Origin of the sequence: Micromonospora narathiwatensis (genome assembly GCF_900089605.1) — a bacterium.
GTDB classification, from domain to species: domain Bacteria; phylum Actinomycetota; class Actinomycetes; order Mycobacteriales; family Micromonosporaceae; genus Micromonospora; species Micromonospora narathiwatensis.
In genome coordinates this window covers 1,182,684-1,201,805 of record NZ_LT594324.1, presented here as the reverse complement: position 1 = coordinate 1,201,805, position 19,122 = coordinate 1,182,684, and the positions used below count along the sequence as shown (strand labels likewise).

Here is a 19,122-nt window from a genome sequence, read left to right as displayed (position 1 = left end):
GTGACCGGCAGGCCGGGTCGCGCAGGGCCTCATCCGGCGGCGGGGGACGGGACCTCCCGCAGCCGGATGATGTCGAGCCCCGGGATGTCCTCCACGGCGTCCACGATCCGGCCCGGCAGGCCGCTCCCATCTGGGAAGGGCAGCAGTACGAGGACGCAGCCGATCGGCAGCTCGTGCCACACGTCGTCCAGGACAGGAGTGGCGACCACGCATTGCCCCAGCGCGAGGCCAGCCAGCACGCCTCGCCTGTCCGCTGCGGATAGCGTCGCGTCGATGACGGGAACCGGCGCTAACGCCGACCCGGCGAGCTGGTCGGCGGTATAGACGGCGTCGGCGGGCGTGGGAGCGACGACGAGGCAGGGCCGGGACAGCGATGCGACTCCGGCGAGCGTGCGGCGCAGGACGTCCCGTCGATCGTCGTCGGGCGGCACATTCTCGATCCGGTCGAGGACCGCCCATACTCGGGTGGACAGGTGCTCGCCTGCCTCCGTAGCACGCGCCAGCAACCAGGCGTGCAACGACGGCAAGCTGTCGCTCCACGGCTGCGGGGGCTTGACGCCGAGGCTCCGGAGCAGCGCCCGAGCCTCCGTGCGGAGTTCCAGTTCCTCGCGGCTCACCTCGAACGGCACCTCACGCACGGTCGGGTGGCCGCGATCGGGCAAGACCTCGGTGCCGACGGCCAGCAGCACCGGCCACTGTGCCCAACGCTGCCCGTCGCCAGGGGAGGCCAAGACCACCACCTGTCGAGCCTGGTCACCGAGCTGGACCGGCAGCGAGGCGGCCGGGTCGTCCCATATCAGCAGGTCGGGGCGCACGCTTGCCAGCGCCCGCCGGCTCGGTCCGCTCTGCAGCCGGCTGAAGGTCGTCACGATAACGCCATCCCGCGGGTGGTCGAGGCTCTCCAGCAGTTCCAGCGCGTCGGGGGCGCCGGCGAGCAGTCGCACCACCACGCCCCGGTCCGCGAGCCGGACGGCCCACTGGCGGGCCTCTACGACGGTCCGCGTCACCACCATCACAAGCGACGTCGGGGCGACGGCGGCCGCGTGCTGGAGGACAGCGGTGCGGATGCCAGCGCCGGGGGGTGCGAGGACCACACCGGCCCGCGGGCACGACGGGTCCCGGAGCTTTTCCAACAGGTCTCGCTGATGCACGTACAGGTACCTCACCGGCCGCCACCGCTCATGATGGCGCGGCGCCGGACCCAGGTCACGGCCTCGGACAAGCTCTGCACCTCCTCGGGCAGGATCTCGCCACGGAAGTGGAACACCTTGTTCCTGATCTCGCGGACTGGTTCCAGGGTGACCTTCACGATCCCCCGGTTCCGCCCGAAGCGGTGCCGAAAGAACCGGCCAAAGTTGGCGTCGTGTAGCAGCACTGTGGTGAGCTGGGACCAGGTCAGGTTCTCCAGGCGGGGCTTCGCAACCTCGACATCCGCGGGCAGCGCTGCGGTGATCGACGCTGCCAGGTCGTCAGCGGCACAGCAAGAGCTCATCAGGTCGCGTACGCCAAGCTCGATGTCCCGCAGCAGCAGGAACGGCTGGGTACGCCGCCACAGGAACCGGTTGAGATCGGCGGGTGTCACGACGGCGAGCAGCCGCTCCTCATCGCCGATAAGGACCGCGTTGTCGGTGGCCAGCGGCTCGAGCACTTTTTCCATCCGCTCCGACGACGCCACGAAGGGCAGATCCTCAACCAGATCGTCCACCGGCGCCACCAGCGGGTTCTGCCCCGGGACATACGGGAGGCCCCGGGCTAGTGACCGATGGCTGAACACCCCGACCACGTGACCGTGCGAGGTCCGGACGGGCAACTGGTCCACATTGTGCGAGCGCATCAGGCGCAAAGCATCGGCGACCGGCGTTCCCACCAGGACGTCAAGGATCTCCTGATCGTCTGGGACGAGCTCGCGAACCCGGACGAACCTGATGTCCATCCCAGGCACCGCCGGTGACCCGATCACCCCGCGATGGTGCCAGCCTGACCGGCGGCTCGTCCACCGGGGCCCGGGTCAGGCGGCGCCGTCGGTGATGGCCAGGAAGCCTGCATGGTATCGACTGGCCGCGACCTCAACGTCTACACGGACGCCGACGAGATCGAGCTTTCCATTAACGGCCGCGCCGCCGGGCGATCGCCGTCAGCAGCGCTACCGCCAGGTTAGCAACTGGCGAAACCCTGATTCTGTCTCGTGCCACGCGTTGACCACCTCCGAGCGCCGCACCATCAATCGCATCCTCCTGCCGGCCTGCGGCGCCCACGGCGGTGGGTCACCCCACCCTTGGCGTGTGGCGAGAACAAAGATCGTGTCCTCGTCAGTAGTCTCCAGGCTCATCTGCAGGTGGTCGAACGTGTCGCCGAGACTCAGTGGCTGTGGTTCCCGTGAGCCCGGCAGTTCGGCTGTGTCGAGCAGGTCCCGTAGATTCAGAAAGTGGGGGTAGAGGGCGGTAGTCGTCCCGTCGCCGAGTGCAACGCCACGTACGTAGACCTGGAAGATCCCGAACAGCCGGTCCTGGCTGGTCGGTGTAAATTCCGCCCGGAACTCGCCGATGCGACCGCCACCGATCGTTGTTCCCTGCCGTACCGCGCGGTGCCAGATCAGTTGCCAAGGCAGCCCCGTGTCGGGCGGTCCAGGTGGCCGGACACCTGCCGGGTTCCAGGGGTACGCCTGCGGGTTCCAGGAGCACACCCCGCAACTCGGGCACGGCAGTGACGGGCGTAGGGCATTACAGGCCGGGCACACCTCTGAAGGCACCGCCTCGGAACGGTACGCGACGATCAGGCGGTGCACCACGATTGCCAGGCGCTCCCGTGGATGTATCTCCGGATCCGGGCAGAACGCCAACCACCCCGGCCAGGTATGCCACGCGTCTTCACGGCGCGGATTGCGCCGGCCCGCGGCCTTCTCCTGCCGTCGCCGCGCGGTGAACGCATGTGTGTCGGCAAGCCAAATCTGCCGTGCTTCGTCAAGCTCATCGACGGCGCGCAGCAGCGAGTCCGGATCCTCCTCCAAACACACAGGCAGGCCGGCGTTGACCACCAGGTGATGCCAGGTGGCGCGGAACCCGTACGGCGAGAAGTGCAGGGCGCATTCGCGCAATGCGAGCAGCCGGCGTCGCACCGGCAGGTCGACGTCACGGACCCGGCCAGCCTGGGCAGGAAAGCTGCTCACCGCGCGACCCTACCCGCCCGGCTGCGGCTCAGGCCGGGATCTGAACCGCAGCCCGCAGAGGACAGGGAAGATACAAGCTGCCTATACGAATCCGCTGTCAGATCGCGTTGCAGCTCTTTCCTCGCCAGCCGCACCTTCACATGCGCCCGAGCGACGGCGCAGACTACAGCTTGATCCGATGGTCGATCGACCGCTGCGCCGGCCCGGTGTATTTCGGTCAGGACGAACCATCCCTCTTCATCGAGGCTGTGCACGGCTACGGGGATCGTGCTTACATCTTCGAATCTCAGCATGAAGACGGGATCGAGGTCGCAGAGGAAGGCGAACCCCTCGCGCTCCTCGTCATCGTCGCTAACCAGGTGGCCTCGGGCATGCCAGCCGCCGTCGGTGGCAGCAATGACCACCGCGATCTCAGCGCTGCCAAGCAGGGTGGATGAGTTCGCCCACCAGTCCAGCCAGCAACGACCCTCGATGCGATCCATACACACCAGTTCCCCGGAAGCCCAACGGTCCGCCATCCGGCGACAATGCCTGTACCAGCTTGATCAGGTACGTACATCTAGCCGCGATCCGGGCACTTCGCCCCTTGTTGTGGTGATGAACGCGGGGCAGTTGGTCCCTGGCAAGAGGAAGTGCCGCACCGAGCTCCTGTCATGGCGCATGGCGGCCACCTTGATGATGGCTTTAGGGTTCCGTCGTGGCGATGGTGGAAGGCGGCGGCTGGCGTTGGTGGGTGAGCGCGGGCGGCGCTGGGCTGGTGGTGCTGCCGCTTGGGCAGGGTGCGCCCCTGGTCGCTGTAGTGGCGGCGGTGTACGGCCTGATCGTTGTCGGCGCCTGGGTGTGGGGCAGCCGTAGTGGCAGGGCGGTCGGCATGAGTGTTGGAGTTGCCCTCGTCGCCGTGCTGGCTTCCACGTTCGCCGTCTCGCAATGGCCCGGCAGCCTGATTGCCGCGCCCTGGCTCGACTGGTTCATGGTGTGGTGGGTGGTTGGCGTCGTGTGCTTGGCCGCGTTGATCGTCGACCTGTGGGTGGTTGACCAGGGAGTTGGGTGGAAGCTGGCGGCGGGCAAAGCGCGGTGGGTCGCCTCCGTGGCGACATTGGCCACCGTGTTGCTGCTGTGCGGCTGCGTGCTCGGCCTCATTCAAACCGACGGTGATGGTGCGCTGCGGTTCCCTGCCCGCGACGACGAGGTCCTTCCGCTGCCGGCGTCGCTGCGCCTGGTGTCGGCCGACACCTGCGCCGAAGCTGGCAACGGCGGCGCATGCATGGCGAAGTTCGTGGTGACGGCCGGCGATGGTGCCGGCCGGGCAGCGACCGTTACTCGGCTGGTCGAGCACCTTCGCAGCCGTGGTTGGCCGCTCCAGCCCGGGCCAGACACCTTTTCTGGCCACCGCGAGACCGGCGGGATCCTGAACTGGAGGCCACACCGGATGTGGCTGTACACCGAGGCCGAGCCGGCATCGGTGCTTCGACCGGCGCCACCGTTCGACGTGGTGGTCATCTACATCAGCGATCTATGACACGGCTCGCGATCGCTGCTGTCCTCGTCGGCGACGCACAGGTGAAGCTAACCGACGCCCAGTCGGCCCAACATCAGGGAGAGCACGCCGTCGATGCCGGCCCGTCTCGACGCCCGATCCGGCGTAACCTGGTTCAATCATCTGCCGCTCCCGGCGTGCTGGCGTTCATCACCGGTGGTGACGCACGGTGATGTATGGCTGCCTATCCTGCTCCCGCTTCCGGTGTCGTGTCTGCCGATCAACTCGTTGTGCGAGCCGCGGTATCCGCCTTCCTGGGCCGTTACCGTGGCCAGACTCGCGTCCATACCGAGTCCGACCTGCGCGTTTTCCTCCGCTGGTGCAGCGACCATGGTCTTGACCCGCTGACGGCGGTTCGGGTGGACATCGAGCGGTATGTGCGCTGGCTGCAGGACGTACGCCAGTATCAACCCTCGACAGTGTCCCGCCGGCTGTCGGTCGTGGTCGGGTTCTATCGGGTCTGCGTCATCGACGCCATCCTGGAGCACTCGCCGGCCGACTACGTTCGCCGGCCCACGGTGCCGGCTGAGTCACCGACCCTCGGACTGGGGCACCTGCAGTTTGAGGCTCTGATCACCACCGCCCGACAGTCCTCGAATCCGAACGACTTCGCCCTGGTCGCACTGCTGGGCCTGCTCGGCTTGCGGATCTTCGAAGCCTGCGGGTCGAATATCGCGGACCTGGGCGAGGAACACGGCCACCGGGTCCTGCGCGTACGCGGCAAGGGCGGCAAGGTCGTGCTCGTCCCACTGCCACCCGCGGTCGCCAGGGCCATCGACAGGGCCGTTGACGAGCGCACCAGCGGGCCGATCCTGCGCAACACCCACGGTCGGCGGATGGACCGGCACGCCGCCACCCGCCGACTCAAGCACCTGGCCGACACGGCGGGCATCCGGATGCCGAGGATGCATCCCCACATGCTCCGCCACACCTTCGTGACCACCATGCTCGATGCCGGCGTCAGCCTCCGCGACGTGCAGATCGCCGCCCGCCACGCCGACCCGCGAACCACGATGCGCTATGACCGTGCCCGCAAGAACCTCGACCGGCACCCCAACTACATTCTGGCCGCGTACATGGCCTCCGGGACGTGGCAAGCGCTCGCGGCTTTGCCGACGAGCGGATGCTTCGGGTTCATCCGGACCATCGAGTACGAGACCGTCGGCGGTGCCTGGCAGCCACAACGGGGCTATCGATCACTTGGAATCCTGTCGTACTAGTCTTCGCCGCATGGCCTTACGACCGGACGAGTTCTATGACCACGCAGTCGCCGTCGCGGACAGCGAGCGCCGGCTCCCGTTGGCACGCATGACGGGATGGGAGATCAGTCCGTTCGAGCCGGACGGACTGCGCGTAGCGCCGTTGCGCCCGCCGGTGCTCCCGGAGCCCACGCGGCACGGCGAGGATCCGTCGGACTGCAACGCCTGCCGCGACCGGGACGAAGGGATCTGGATCAACGATCACTGGCGGCTGGTCCGGATTCCGGGAGTGGGCGTCCCGCTGGTGCTCATGCTGTATCCGCGCGATCACTACGACATGGCGGATCTACCTGACGAACTGGCCGCCGAACTGGGGCTGTTGAGCACTCGAATCGTCCGCCACATGCAGGCACTGCCGCACATCTCGCGGGCCCACGTCTACCGCATCGGAGATGGTGGCGCCCACCTGCACGTTTGGTTCTTCGCTCGGCCCGAGGGGCAGGCCCAATTGTGGGGGTCGTGGCTGGTCGTCTGGGACGACCTGCTACCGGAGTACCCGGCGGACGTCGCAGAAGCTGACGCTGAAATCGTGGCAGACGCGTTGGTCGCGTGTCACGGAGGCCACCGGTCGCCCACCAGCGAACCGGCCGCCTGACCGGCCTGGTCCACGACCCGAGGGTCACCGTCACGGCTGTTGCCACCACCGCCGAGCGGATTTGCCAAGGTCACGTATCCGGATCCGCCGCCGAGCGGGCTCGCCGGAAGGCAGGAACTCCCGTCACTCTCCGTAGATGTCCGGCGCAGGCGTCGGCTCGATCCCCGTGCACGCGCGTGCCGAAGAGCGGATGTCCGATCTTGGCAAGTTCCTGTTGACCTCAACCAGAGTTCAGATGCTTCACTTCGGCCATGAATCTTGACGGCCTGTGCGTCGCCATCACCGGTGCCGCACGTGACACCGGACGACTACTGGCCGAAGCCTTCGCCGAGCGCGGTGCACAGATCTTCCTCTCGGCCCGCGACCTGGCTGCGGCCGAGCATGTTGCGGATGCGATCAGCCAGCGGGGGCCAGGTCGGGCTGAGGCATTTCACTGCAACCTGGCCCTACCGGAGTCGGTGCGCGCGTTCGCCGCTGCCGTGGCCGAACGGACGAAGCACCTCGATGTGCTGATCAACAACGGTGCCCCATACATCGAAGGTGACGACCTGGGAGACGTCTCGGACGACAAGATCGAAAGCGTGATGGCTGCGGGCGGGACCGGCACCATGCTGCTGACCAAAAATCTACTGCCGCTGCTACGGGCATCGTCGCGGCCCGACATCGTCAACATGATCTCCGCATGCGGCGAGGTGGGGCACCGCCGCTCGGGTGCACATCCCGCGTTCTACGCCGCTAAGCATGCCCACGCCGGACTCGCTGAGATCCTGTCGCACCGGCTCCGGCCAGAAGGGATCCGGGTAATTTCATTGTTTCCGCCGGACTTCGTACAGGACGGGCCCCGACAGGTAAGCAGCGACCTCACCGCGCGATCGGTCATCGACTGCGTGCTTTTCGCGGTCGGCCAACCACGAGACTGTTTCATTCGCGAGTTCCACTTCGAGCAGGTTCGGCGGGCGTCCGCACCCTGACCGCTCACCGCGCGAAGCAGCCCGAGCCCGGTCGAGGGCCCTCGGCAGAGATCCGCCCTTGAGACTGTCACCGTCTGAACCAAGGTCAGGTGCGCGGATCTGCCGCGAAGTGCGCGTTGGCGGCAAGTTGAGACGTCGTGGTCATCGCGAGCGATGTTGGCGCGTGTAGGCGACGTTCCAGCGGTCGAGCAGCAAAGCCTGTCCCACGTCATGCCACCAGTTGCCGTCAACCACGCCGTCCGACATCCCGCTCCCCGTACCATATGCCGGCATCCGTAGGTGTCCGATGCTCTCACTCAAGACAGCACCGGTCAGTTTTCGAAGGCCGAGCTAACAGCATCGACCAGGGCCTACTGGTCAGCAGGGTAGTCGTGACCAGCAAACCGCAGCCGCATGGCCTCCCATAGATGTGGATCACCTCGAAGGCCCCGGCGCAGCGGGCCCCGGCGTGAACAGTTCGTCGAAGGCCACCGGGTCGTGGTGGCAATCGCCGGTACTGAGCTCAATCGCCGGGCTCGTGAGGGCCAGGACTTGGCCGACCCCAATTGCCGCATCGTCAGTGTCGAACGCCTCCTCCGGCACCGAGAAAACCCGAAGCCCAGGGCGAGAAGACCTGCGACGATTCCGGACCGTGAGAGCCGCCTTGTTCACGCTCGCCCGAATCGTCCTTCGTGGTGTGCTGCCCTACCCCGACCTGCCCCGGCGCGTGCAGGTCCGACGCCGCGCCCGCGCCCTCGCCACCCGCGAGCCGTGGCCGCGTGACGAAGCGGCAGTCACCGGCGAAGGCTACGCCCGGTTGGCGCTGCTGAGGCTGCTGGCGTTGCAGCGCGCGACGCGCCGGGCGGTGCAGACACATCAGCGGGAGTCGGCGCCGCTGCTGGCGCGCACCGCGATGGAGACCTGCATCGTCGGGCTGCGGTGCCTGCACGACCCCAACGCCGTCCGCAAGCTCCGCGAATCCGAGATCAAGGTCGCGCCGACGTTGCTGACCTTCATGTCGAGCACCGGGATCATCCCCGACTCGGTGATCCGAGAGGCGGTACGTGCTCTCGGCGAACCGCGCAAACTTCCCGACGTACGGTCGATGACCGAGCAGATCGACTCCCGGACCGGCGCCACGCTCGCGATCCACCTGTACGACACGGCGTATCGGCCGGCGTCGCAGTACTTCACCCACGCGAGCGGTTCGGCACTGTTGCGGCATGTCACGGCCGAGTACCGCTACTCGACCAAGCCCGCGAACTCGTGGGCTCGCCGGGCGCCGGTTCGGCTGACCGACGCCTGCGTCGGCCTGCTGGCTGGGGCTCTCGCGAACCAGATCGCGGAGCCGGCGGAGCTGTTCGTCCGGTACAGCGAGGGCCACGCCCAGCGGGTACTTCCGCCGTTGCTGGTCACCATCGGCAAGGGGATGGCACGAAGACTGCGCCTTGCCGACCTCGTGACCACCTCGAAGCAGGCCGAGGAGATGCGCGCATACCTGTCTCGCGTCGGACCCGACGATGCGCCGGATGACCGGGAGAAGCGTTTGCGGGCGATGTACGAGGCCTTGATCGCCCGGCTCGACATCGATGACGTCCCGGACGATGCGATCCGGCCTGTCATCGACCATCTCGTCACGAAAGTCCTCGCCGAGTGGGACGCCGAGCACACGGACCAGCTACCCCGCAAGATTCAGACCCACGAGCCAGGCGAGGCATAGTCCGGTCGCCCACCCGACCGATCGATAGAATCCCCAGACGGCAACCGAGAGAAGAAGAGGCAAGCGTGGCGTTCAAGGGCGGGGCGAAGAAGGCGGTTGCGGCGGCCAACCCCGAAGCCATGTACCGCGACCTCCCGCGCAGGCCCGATGCGGTGCCGGGGCTCTGGACTCACCAAGGGGACCTTCTACGGCGGTATGCCACCGACCACACCACGGATCCCGACCTCGCGCTGGAACTACCGACCGGTACCGGCAAGACGCTGCCCGGACTCATCATCGCCAACTGGGTCAGGGTCACCCGAACAGGTCGAGTTGCCTACGCCTGCCCTACCCAACAGCTCGCTTCGCAAGTCGCGAAGGTGGCCGCTCGGGAGGGCGTTCCTGCCGTAGCCCTCGTGGGCAGCCACGCAAGCTGGTCCACGGCAGACCGCGCGGCGTACGAGGCTGCCGACGTGGTCGCGGTGACCACCTACAACACGATCTTCAACAGCAATCCGCACCTAGCGGTACCAGAGCTGCTCCTGTTCGACGACGCGCACGCCGGGGAGCAGTACGTCAGCGAGCAGTACGCCATCCACATTCGACGGTCGACGAACGAGAAGGCCTATACCGATCTCCTCGACGTCCTCGCGCCGTCGATCGGCGGCATCCCCTTGCAACGGCTTCGCGACTACACGCCGGACCCCGGCATGTACCGCAGCGCTCGGCTGGTCGTTCCCCTGCGTCAGCCCGAGATGGTCAGCAAGACCGACGCGGTTCTCGCCCAGCTCCCGACGCCCTGGACGTACCGATACTCCATGATCAGGGACGTCATACCGAGCTGCCTGGCATACGTCTCCTACGGTGCCATCTTGATCCGGCCGGTCATCCCGCCCACGAGCAAGAACCTGGTCTTCGCGCAGGCCGCGCAGCGTATTTACCTGTCCGCGACTTTGGGCAGCGGTGGGGAACTCGAACGGGCCTTTGGACGCCCGGCGATCACGCGGGTAGCGCTGCCCGACACGGCACCCACACCGAGGTCTGGCCGTAGGTTCTTCGTCTTCCCCGAACTGGCTGAGGTCACTGATGCTCAGCAACTTGCCCGATCCGTCGTGGCAGCAGCGGGCAAGGCGCTGGTCCTCGCTCCGGATACCAATACCGCCATCAGCACCGCGAGTGACCTTGCCCAACCCGGCTGGCCCGTGCTCGGCATCAACGACGTCGAAGGCGGGATGGAGCAGTTCGGCGCGTTACCAAACGCCGTCTGCGGCCTCGCCGCTCGGTACGACGGGCTCGATCTTCCCGGCGACGACTGTCGCGTCGTCGTCCTGAACGGCAAGCCGGACGCGGACAATCTCCAAGAACGCTTCCTGTCGCAGAGCGTCCGCGCAGGCGCCGCCCTGGCTGAACGCGTCCGTACGCGCGTCGTGCAAGGAGTTGGCCGCTGCACGCGCGGCCCGAATGACTGGGCCGTCGTGATCGTGTTGGGCGCCGACCTGACGACGTACATGGTCAGACCCGAGATCCGACAGACTCTCGATCCCGAGCTCCAGGCGGAGATCGACTTCGGTATCCAGAACAGCCGACGGACTTCAGCCGCCGATATCCTCGACAACGTCACGACGTTCCTGCGCCAGGACGACCCGTGGCGCACCGATGCCGAGCCGATCATCACTGAGCTACGCAATGAGGCCACGATGACGCCTCCGCCAGGCAGCGACGCGCTGGCCGCCGCAGTCAAACACGAGGTCGAAGCGTGGTCTCTAGCCGGCATGGGCGAATGGCAGGAGGCCAGCGCCCGCGCCAACGAGGCCGCATTGGAACTGGGCAAGGGCGGCAACGCCTTACGCGGTTACCGCTCGTTCTGGCTCTATCTGGCGGCTACCTGGGCAGACCAGGCCGGAGTCACCACGGCCAACCAGGCACTTCGACAGAACGCGGTCGCTCTTGTCGCCCAGGCCGAAGCCGCAGCCAAACCCTCGATGTGGATCCGCGAACTCGCGCCGATGCCGACCGTTCAGGCGTCCGCCCTCTCATCAGCTTCCGCAACCGCAGTTGCGTCGGTCGCAGCCCGGCTGAAAAGCACCTCCATTCCCAAGGCCGCGACGGTGGCCGAGGAGATGCTCGCTGCCCTCAAGGAACGCAAGCCGACCGTGTACGAGCCCGCCCTGACCAAGCTCGGCTACCTCCTGGGGGCCGATGCGCAGAAGCCGCCGGGCTCCGGTCGCTGCGATTCCACGTGGTGCTGGGATCATCACCTCTGGCTGGCCATCGACGCGAAGAGTGACCACGAGCCGTCCGGCCTCGTCCCGCAGAAAGACATTCGTCAGGCCGGCGATCAACTTCGTCTGCTTAAGTCCGATCGTGCGGTCGCCGACATCCCGCCGGACAGCGCCACCGTGATCGTCTCCCCCAAACCGGCCGTTGACCCCACCGGTGCTGCAGGCGCTGAACCTCACATCCATGTTGTCGACCCGGACGTCGTACTCGGGCTCGCGGAAGCGGCGGCACGCGCATGGGGCGACCTGATGGCCCAGCGTCCTGGCCTCGATGACAACCAACTCCGGGCACTGGTCGCCGGGCACTTCAGTCAAGAGGGCCTGCTGCCCGAACAAGTGCGCGACCGGCTCACGGCCAACCCGGTCGCACCTCAATGACCGAGACGCCAGCGCTCACCTGCCAGCTTCTCGAATCAAGCGATGTTCGGTCCGTTCGTTGATCCCGAGTTCGCGAGCGAGCTGGGCGCCGAGGCCGGTCGTTCCGGATGTCCTTGAGATTCGACAAGATCACGTGCGCACATCTGCCGCAGGCAATGCGCGCCGGCGCTGGCACATCCGTCACCCTCGGTAGCCGCCACCGTGGCGCATCGAGGTGCGGAAATGTTCGGACATGCCGATGAGCGTGCGCCCGATCTTGTAGATGCCTCCGCACTTTCGATCTTGGCAGAGTCTGATACGCGTGCCCCGGCTGAGCGCGATGCGCCAGGTTGCTCGGCTCGCGCTCGGGCGGTTACCGCAGACGAGATCACAGGAAACGTGGGTATGTGGCCCGCAGTGTACGATTTTGGACTCGATTCAGGCGGCCGGACAGGCCGCAGTGGTAGCCACGGGTGGGATCCGGACTGGAAGCCGGGCTTGGGGCATCGCCACTACGGCAGCGATCCGCCATCGGAATGCATCGGCGAAGCGGCAGCGTGATGCGTACAGATTATTCCTCGGTAATGGCGGATGTCACGAGACGCTTCCCCGGGTCGCCGACGACGACATAACCCGCCCAATGCTCCTCGCGCTCGTACGGCCGCATCGCCGGGGGGTGCGAGCGCCACGGCCAGTCGAGCTTGCCGAGGTGCGATAGGTCGGCTAGGACCGACGAGAGTTCACGCACGTCGGCGCGGCGGAGCCAGTCCTGGGTTTGCCGCAGCGCGCTGCCGACCGGCTCGCCAAGGGCGAGCAGCCGATGAAACCGGATCATGAAGAGTGCGGCGCTGCGGTCATCGACCGGCCACAGGGCCGCGACGACCGCGCCAGCCCCCGCCGCCAGAAACGCGCCGGGCAGGCCCCACAGCTCGTCGCTAACCTCTTGCCGTGCGACGACGGCGGTGTCGCAGCCGGCGAGGACGACGATACGGGTCCGGATGCGTCGTGCGAGCAGGTCGGCTGGGCCGAGCAGTTCACCGCCAGCGAGACGGATCGACACCGTAGGCGGCTCGGTCTTGTTAACGCGGCGCTCGTCGGACGCGATGGCATCAGCCAGACGGTCCGGCATAGTGACTGGCAGCGCGGTGCGGCTGGTGGCGACGGTGCGCCGCAGCATTTCGCCGTGGCAGGCTACGTGCAGGCAGCGGGCCGATTCAAGCCGCTTGAGCAACGCCGAACGGGTCGTTTCGGCGTTGCGAAGCCGTTCGGTAGCAGGGAGCGCAGCGAGATCCTCAGCTTCCGCGTCGGCGTACGGCAGCGACCGGCCCGGCCGCGCGTCGGTGTTTGCGATCACGACCGTGGGCGCGTCTGCCTCGTCGATGTTGCGAGGTAAGCCGAGCCAGGTCAGCGATGGCACTAGTACCGTCTCGCACACATCGCCGAGGCGTCGTTCATCGCCGATCCGCATGAGCCCCCAGGGCACGTTGCCGAGTGGACCGCATGCAATGACCGCTACCGATTTCGTGCCAGCCTCTGTGAGCGCCGGACCGAGAACGGCCCCGAGCTCGTCGAGCGGTGCGCGCAGCAGCTCCAGCGCGGGCGCCCTGCCGACCTCTCCGATCGAAACGCCCAGGGCCCGCAAACCGCCCTGATCCTGTCCCTGGGCCGATGTGCCGCCGTTCCGAACGACAGCGCGTCCCCAGAGGTCGCCAACCGCGGGAACGGTCAGCAGTTGGCTGTGCACCGCGATGGACCGGTACCCACGCCCCTCGTCCGGCAACAGCAGCAACGCGGTCGTTCCGGTGTGCTGACCCCAGACGTAGAGGGCTGCGCGGCCGGGAACCAGCGCGCCGATCACGTCTTGTTCCCCGGGCTGCCGGGGCATCGGCCCGCTGGCTGCGTCGACCAGCTCACGGGCGCGGAGCCACTCAAGGACGACCGCTGCGGCAAGCGGCCGCGCCAACGACAGCTGTGCCAGGGCACACGTCAGGTAAAGGCCCTCATCGCCACGCCGCTCGGCCAGCCGAGTGTCCCGGTCGCTCTGGGCCAGTCGAATCCCCTCTGCGGCCTCGACGGCCGCGACCAGAACGTCGGCGGCACCGGCCGTGTCGTTGACCTCCAGCAACAATGGTCCGAGCAGTTCGCCGGCGGCCCGGATACTGCGGTTGGAGCCGGTGGCCGTGGCGGTCGCGAGGCTTTCGGACAGTAAGCCGAGCGGTCCCGCGTATGCGGCCAGGTCACGGCGCGTGCCGCCTGCCTCCTTGATTTGCACCGCCTGGAGGTATGCAGCCTGTCGTGCCACGGTTGCCCACATGTCGGGTTGCCGCCACCGGTCGATGTCATCTAGCAGTTCGAGGAAGAGCGCCTCGGCCCGGGGCCAGTGGTCAGGTCCCGCACCGACAAGCGCCAGCGCAAGCACGGAAGTGTCGGTACGCCACAAGCTGCGATGACCCGACGTGGCATCGAAGGCACGGGAGTCCTCCAGCATCGCAATCGCCCGCTCCAGGTCGGCCCGCGAGCCGCTCGTCGCGAGTAGCAGCGCGAGGTTCTGCTGTACTCTCACGTGGGCCGGTGGGTCAATGTCACGGGTGAATACCTCAAGCGCCCGTTCAAACCACGAGATCGCCTGCCTGACGTTCGCGACATCATCGCCGGTGACGCGTCGGCTGAAGTTGACGCCCAGGCTTTGCGCGGCCCTTGCCCAGTCCTCGGGGTGGTGCTCACGGTCGAAGAAAGACTGCGCCTCCAGCGCGGCACGCTCACCGTCCCGCAGCCTCGCCTCGACGTCGCCGGAGCTCCATCTGTTGTAGAGCACTGCGGTGTTCAGGCGCGTACGTGCATATCTGTGACCGTCGCGGCCGCGAAGCGTATTCGCCAACGCCAGGTAGACGGCTTCGGCGACATCGAGAAGACCGTTCGGACCTCCTTCGGCCGCATCGACCAGCCAGACGCTCAGCTCGCCGAGCATATCAACAACGTCGATGTCGTAGATGCCAGATCGCGCCCGGCCGAGCAGTTCCAGAATAATTGCGGGGCAGGGACATTCGAGCGTGTGCGTGCGGCACAGCGCGACTGCCTGCGTTAGACCGAACCAGGTCCGGTCCCTAAGTTCGGGCGTCGGCCGGCCCGACCCGGTGGTCCACCGCGTGTCCAGATACGCGTCGAACGCCATCACCGAGCCGGCCGCGATGTCCCGGCCTCCGGCGCCTACATGCTTGAGGACCACAACCGATGGCGTGGATTCCCTGAGTCGCGGATCTTTGCCTGGGCTGAGTATCCGCTCGAGGTCTGCGGCTCGATTCGGCTTGCCCTGCCCGCGCAGTCGCCGGACGGCGCCGGACAGTTCCCGCTGCGCCGCCCGCGAGCCCAGCACCGCATGGGTGCGGCGGATCGCCGCCGCGGTCGTGTACGTCTGCGCATGGATGAGCTCGTTCGCGCAATCGGCGCCACCGAGTGCCCGATGGCGTGCCTCCGCCGCGTCGAGCATACGGTCGATTGCCGGTGCATCGGCGGTGCGGAACATGCCGGGCCGGGCGAGGGGCAGGTTGACCTCCGGGTCGATCAGCAGCACGGCCCGCAGCTGGACGGTGTTGAGCGGCGCCGCCTCCATGACCTCGGCGGCATGCCGGCTCCGCCGCAGCCTGATTAAATGCGCCGCAGCGAGTTCTCGGTCCGCGTGGATCCCGGGTCCGGTGGGGTCACGACGCCAGCACAGTCCCTCCCGCCGTTCGCCCACCACGAACACGGGCGCGATGATGTCGAGCGCACGGCCGCAGTTCACGCACGCTCGCCGCAGTTCGCGGTACAGGAGATCGGTCAGGATTCCGCGCTGGGCGTCCGCATCCAGGACGAGCGGCCAGTCGACGTTCTGATTGAGCTCGCACGGGCAGCTCGATGGTGCGACCTGCCACAAGGTCAGGTCGCGAGCCTGCCGCACCATGCCGCCGCCTCGCACATTTAGATCATCGCAGACCGGCCATCACTCTAGCGCTGTGGACCATTTTACGTCTTCGACCCCTATCACCATGCGGTGAGGTGACTGATCAGGTGGTCGTCCGTGGGTTGGCTTGACCCGCGTGCTGTCTGTTCTGGATCATGGTGGGGTGTCCGGAATGCCATCCATCGTGGAGCTGCTTGAGCGGCTTGCCCGGTTGGAGGCGCGGATCGGTGAGCTGGAGCGGGACAACGCCGGGTTGCGGCGGGAGAACGCGGTGTTGCGGGCGGAGAACGCGGATCTGCGGGCCCGGTTGGGGCAGGATTCGTCGAACTCGTCGCGGCCGCCGTCGTCGGATGGGTTGGTCAAGCCGACGCCGAAGTCGTTGCGGGAGCGGCCGGGTGGGCAGCCTGGTCATGAGGGGCGCACGTTGCGGCAGGTCGCTGATCCGCATGAGCGGGTCGAGCATGAACCGGCTGGTTGTGGTGGGTGTGGTGCGGGGCTGGCTGGGGCTCCGGTGACGGGTGTGGCCGTGCGGCAGGTGTTCGACCTGCCGGATATCGGCGTGCGGGTGGTCGAGCATCGGATCGTGTCGCGGCGGTGCGGGTGCGGGCGGGTACGAATCGGACAGCTTCGTCAGAGCCGAATCGTCCGACGGTCGGGAACGTCAGCCGCAGACCCATACGCGTGCTCCAACTCAGCCCACGCCACATCCGACAGACTCTCCAACATGACCGGGAACCTACCGCCGACCACCGACACAACGACGGGAAACTCGGCAGCCCCTTCCTGGTCCTGACCTGTCCCGGCGGACAGGGGTCAATGTGGTGCTCACCCGGCCGTCGGTGGTCGTGGTCACCATGCACGGCGTGAAGGCGCAAGACCATGTTCGGCATGATCAGGCATCCGCATCTGCCGCAATGCGGGCATCGGCCGACTGCGTGCTGGTAACTGAGCGTAGGCGTTGGCACGGAGACTGGTGGGCCGATGGCCAGCGGCACCCTGTTCCTCGGGGCATGCGGATCTTTGTACATCAGCGCGCGTACCTGACTCTGTAGCGGAACCGGCACGCCGGCACTGCGCGTAGTTGCCGTCGTCGACTCTGTTGTCAGCAGCCGCAGCGGAGGCTCACATTGGCAAGCAACCGCGCATGAGTCACGACGACGCCACGAGGTGCGTCGCCGGCACACGCCCCTTCCAGGCATATGTGGGCTGCCTGCCAGGCGCCGTTGCTCGCTAGCTGCAGATCTTGGGTGGCGCTGTCGCCGACGACCAGGCAGACTTGCTGCCCGTCCTTCCGAAGTGACCGCCCGACTGCTGCGGCAAACCCGGGATCGGCCTTCGTTACTCCAATCTCACCGGAGATTAGGACCCGGTCCAGGAGCGGCTCCAGCCCGGTGGCTGCGATCTTCATACGCTGGTGAGCAGGCAGGCCGTTGGTCGCCACCCACAGCACATGCCTCCGCCCGAGTAGCGTCAGGCCGGTCTCGACGCCAGGCAACAGCCGGAGGGCACGACGACGGCAGGCTCGGAAGGTACGGGCCACCGCAACCGCCTGCCCCGGGTGGCCGCCCAGCGATTCGATGATCGTCTCCCAGACCCGGATCTCGTGCGTGTGCAGTGAATCCGCGACTGCCGCGGAGAGTCCGGAGCCTGTGGTCGGCAGCCATAGCGCTTCCCACAGGGCTACTGCAAGATCGAGATATGACCGGTCTGCCGGCTTCGGGGTAGTCACGCCGGTTGCGGCTGTTACATGAGGTAGAGCGCGGTCTTCGGCTGATCATTCAGGTGTCTAGGCCAAATGATCGAACTCGAGGACCGCGCTCGTGGAGCCATCATCGTTGATCGGCGGGCTGTCCGCACGCCTGCACCGCGTGTCGGATGATCCGCATCGTCATGCCGCCGGCCTGTTGCAGGCTCTGGCCCGGGTACCCGACCCGCGTGACCCACGTGGCCGGGTCCATTCGTTGCCCAGCCTGCTCACGGTCGCGGTGAGCGCGGTGGCTGCCGGGCAACGTTCGGTGTCGGCCATCGGTGAGTGGGCGGCCGACCTGCCGGTATCGACACTGGACCGGTTGCAGGTCGCTCGGGATCGGTTCACCAACGCCTATCTGGTGCCGAACGCGTCCACGATCGGGCGGGTCCTGGCGCGTGTCGACGCCGATGCTCTGGACACGGCGATCGGCCGGTGGCTGATCAACCGGACAGCCGTCACGCCGGCAGTGGGCCGTCGGGCCATCGCTGTGGACGGCAAGACGTTACGCGGCAGCGGCCGCCCCGGCGGTCAGGTCCACCTGCTCGCCGCGTTGGACCAGCACACCGGCGCGGTGCTCGCCCAGACCGGCGTCGACGGCAAGACCAACGAAATCACCCGGTTCCAGCCGCTGCTGGACGACCTCGACCTGACCGGTGCCGTCATCACCGCGGATGCCCTGCACACCCAACGTGAGCACGCCCGCTGGCTGACCGAGACCAAACACGCCGCGTACCTGTTCACCGCGAAGAAGAACCAGCCGCGACTGTACCGGCAGCTCAAGGCCTTGCCCTGGGCCAAAATCCCGGTCCTGGACGAAACCAGCAGCCACGGTCACGGCCGCCGCGACATCCGAGCGCTGCAAGCAGTCACCTGCCTCGGTCCCCTCGCGATCGACTTCCCGCACGCCAGCCAGGCCCTACGAATTCGCCGGCGCCGGTACAACCAGGCCACAGGACGGTGGTCCACCGTCACCGTCTACGCCATCACCAGCCTCGGCGCAGCCGAGGCCCGGCCTGCCGACCTGGCCGACTGGCTACGAGGACACTGGCTGATCGAGGCCCTGCACTACCTGCGTGACGTCACCTTCGGCGAGGACGCCAGCCAGGTCCGCACCGGCAACGCCCCACAAGCTATGGCCGCCCTCCGCAACACCGTGATCAGCCTGCTCCGGATGGCCGGCGTCACCAACGTCGCCAAAGCCCTACGCCACAACAGCCGAAACCCGGACCGGCCACTACAACTCCTCGGAATCACCTGAACCGCTCAAATCCCTACCTTGCAGAAGCCCTGGCGCTTCCCACCCGCTGACGGAGGCAAGTGGCCCGGTATGGCGATGGGGATGGCGTGACCACATCTTGCGGATATGCGACAGAGCTTGATCCACCGCCCTGGAATCGGCGGCCAGATTCAGCGACATTAGGACCTGGGCCACCGATTCGCGGGTGGCGCGAGTGTCGTCAACGAGCGTGTCGTCGAGGTCGAGGACGAGAACGTTCATGGTCGCCTCCGGGAGAATTCCGCGTTGTCGGTCCTGTTGTGCCTCAGCGGATTCGTGTGTAGCCTTCTATCAATCTCGCCTCGGTCGGCGAA

15 protein-coding genes are annotated in these 19,122 nt (G+C 67.1%); 9 read left to right on the top strand and 6 right to left on the bottom strand.

Annotated elements, in window-relative coordinates:
- Positions 1-29: 29 nt before the first annotated feature.
- The 3 genes from GA0070621_RS05385 to GA0070621_RS05375 all read right to left on the bottom strand — a co-directional run bounded on the left by GA0070621_RS05385 (position 30) and on the right by GA0070621_RS05375 (position 3,166).
- A complete protein-coding gene (locus GA0070621_RS05385) occupies positions 30-1,166 on the bottom strand; it encodes a DEAD/DEAH box helicase (RefSeq protein WP_091192049.1) in 1,137 nt (378 codons plus the stop codon).
- Positions 1,163-1,933, bottom strand: a complete 771-nt coding sequence (locus GA0070621_RS05380) for a CBS domain-containing protein (protein ID WP_091192048.1) — start codon at positions 1,931-1,933, stop codon at positions 1,163-1,165. Before GA0070621_RS05380 ends, GA0070621_RS05385 begins: the two co-directional genes overlap by 4 nt.
- Before the next feature lie 210 nt (positions 1,934-2,143).
- A complete protein-coding gene (locus GA0070621_RS05375) occupies positions 2,144-3,166 on the bottom strand; it encodes a hypothetical protein (RefSeq protein WP_091192046.1) in 1,023 nt (340 codons plus the stop codon).
- A 140-nt stretch (positions 3,167-3,306) separates the two neighbouring features.
- On the opposite strand from GA0070621_RS05375, the gene GA0070621_RS29405 reads away from it, so the two are divergent.
- The 7 genes from GA0070621_RS29405 (at position 3,307) to GA0070621_RS05335 (ending at position 11,863) form a co-directional block, all read left to right on the top strand.
- Positions 3,307-3,603: a hypothetical protein gene (locus GA0070621_RS29405; RefSeq protein ID WP_157739850.1), complete on the top strand. Its 297-nt coding sequence runs from the start codon at positions 3,307-3,309 to the stop codon at positions 3,601-3,603.
- A gap of 260 nt (positions 3,604-3,863) precedes the next feature.
- Positions 3,864-4,685: a hypothetical protein gene (locus GA0070621_RS05365; protein WP_091192045.1), complete on the top strand. Its 822-nt coding sequence runs from the start codon at positions 3,864-3,866 to the stop codon at positions 4,683-4,685.
- Positions 4,686-4,879: 194 nt separating this feature from the next.
- Positions 4,880-5,923: a tyrosine-type recombinase/integrase gene (locus GA0070621_RS05360; protein WP_091192043.1), complete on the top strand. Its 1,044-nt coding sequence runs from the start codon at positions 4,880-4,882 to the stop codon at positions 5,921-5,923.
- 10 nt (positions 5,924-5,933) lie between these two features.
- Positions 5,934-6,557, top strand: coding sequence for a hypothetical protein (locus tag GA0070621_RS05355; RefSeq protein WP_091192041.1), 624 nt, complete (start codon positions 5,934-5,936; stop codon positions 6,555-6,557).
- A gap of 251 nt (positions 6,558-6,808) precedes the next feature.
- Complete coding sequence (locus tag GA0070621_RS05350; protein WP_091192040.1) at positions 6,809-7,528, top strand: SDR family NAD(P)-dependent oxidoreductase; 720 nt, start codon at positions 6,809-6,811, stop codon at positions 7,526-7,528.
- Positions 7,529-8,171: 643 nt separating this feature from the next.
- On the top strand, positions 8,172-9,227 hold the full coding sequence (locus tag GA0070621_RS30700) for a hypothetical protein (RefSeq protein WP_167666620.1): 1,056 nt from the start codon (positions 8,172-8,174) through the stop codon (positions 9,225-9,227).
- 65 nt (positions 9,228-9,292) lie between these two features.
- On the top strand, positions 9,293-11,863 hold the full coding sequence (locus GA0070621_RS05335) for a DEAD/DEAH box helicase (protein WP_167666619.1): 2,571 nt from the start codon (positions 9,293-9,295) through the stop codon (positions 11,861-11,863).
- Between the two features lie 550 nt (positions 11,864-12,413).
- On the opposite strand, the gene GA0070621_RS05330 is transcribed toward GA0070621_RS05335, so the two are convergent.
- Positions 12,414-15,782, bottom strand: a complete 3,369-nt coding sequence (locus GA0070621_RS05330) for a CHAT domain-containing protein (protein ID WP_091192038.1) — start codon at positions 15,780-15,782, stop codon at positions 12,414-12,416.
- 172 nt (positions 15,783-15,954) lie between these two features.
- Here GA0070621_RS05330 and GA0070621_RS05325 point away from each other — a divergent pair, with 172 nt between their 5' ends.
- Complete coding sequence (locus tag GA0070621_RS05325) at positions 15,955-16,575, top strand: DUF6444 domain-containing protein (RefSeq protein ID WP_091192037.1); 621 nt, start codon at positions 15,955-15,957, stop codon at positions 16,573-16,575.
- 309 nt (positions 16,576-16,884) lie between these two features.
- Here the strand turns inward: GA0070621_RS05325 and GA0070621_RS29400 are convergent, their stop codons facing one another.
- On the bottom strand, positions 16,885-17,511 hold the full coding sequence (locus GA0070621_RS29400; protein ID WP_157739849.1) for an HAD family hydrolase: 627 nt from the start codon (positions 17,509-17,511) through the stop codon (positions 16,885-16,887).
- 91 nt (positions 17,512-17,602) lie between these two features.
- Between GA0070621_RS29400 and GA0070621_RS05320 the strand changes: the two genes are divergently transcribed.
- Positions 17,603-18,790: an ISAs1 family transposase gene (locus tag GA0070621_RS05320; RefSeq protein WP_269455429.1), complete on the top strand. Its 1,188-nt coding sequence runs from the start codon at positions 17,603-17,605 to the stop codon at positions 18,788-18,790.
- Here the strand turns inward: GA0070621_RS05320 and GA0070621_RS29395 are convergent.
- On the bottom strand, positions 18,767-19,030 hold the full coding sequence (locus GA0070621_RS29395) for a hypothetical protein (protein ID WP_157739848.1): 264 nt from the start codon (positions 19,028-19,030) through the stop codon (positions 18,767-18,769). The genes GA0070621_RS05320 and GA0070621_RS29395 overlap by 24 nt on opposite strands.
- Positions 19,031-19,122 lie beyond the last annotated feature (92 nt).

Bases quoted from the DNA above. Each gene is read 5' to 3' on its own strand.
- GA0070621_RS05380 (WP_091192048.1), bottom strand. From the start codon at position 1,933: ATGGACATCAGGTTCGTCCGGGTTCGCGAGCTCGTCCCAGACGATCAG.
- GA0070621_RS29405 (WP_157739850.1), top strand. From the start codon at position 3,307: ATGCGCCCGAGCGACGGCGCAGACTACAGCTTGATCCGATGGTCGATC.
- GA0070621_RS05360 (WP_091192043.1), top strand. From the start codon at position 4,880: ATGGCTGCCTATCCTGCTCCCGCTTCCGGTGTCGTGTCTGCCGATCAA.
- GA0070621_RS05355 (WP_091192041.1), top strand. From the start codon at position 5,934: ATGGCCTTACGACCGGACGAGTTCTATGACCACGCAGTCGCCGTCGCG.
- GA0070621_RS05350 (WP_091192040.1), top strand. From the start codon at position 6,809: ATGAATCTTGACGGCCTGTGCGTCGCCATCACCGGTGCCGCACGTGAC.
- GA0070621_RS05330 (WP_091192038.1), bottom strand. From the start codon at position 15,782: ATGGTGCGGCAGGCTCGCGACCTGACCTTGTGGCAGGTCGCACCATCG.
- GA0070621_RS05325 (WP_091192037.1), top strand. From the start codon at position 15,955: ATGCCATCCATCGTGGAGCTGCTTGAGCGGCTTGCCCGGTTGGAGGCG.
- GA0070621_RS29395 (WP_157739848.1), bottom strand. From the start codon at position 19,030: ATGAACGTTCTCGTCCTCGACCTCGACGACACGCTCGTTGACGACACT.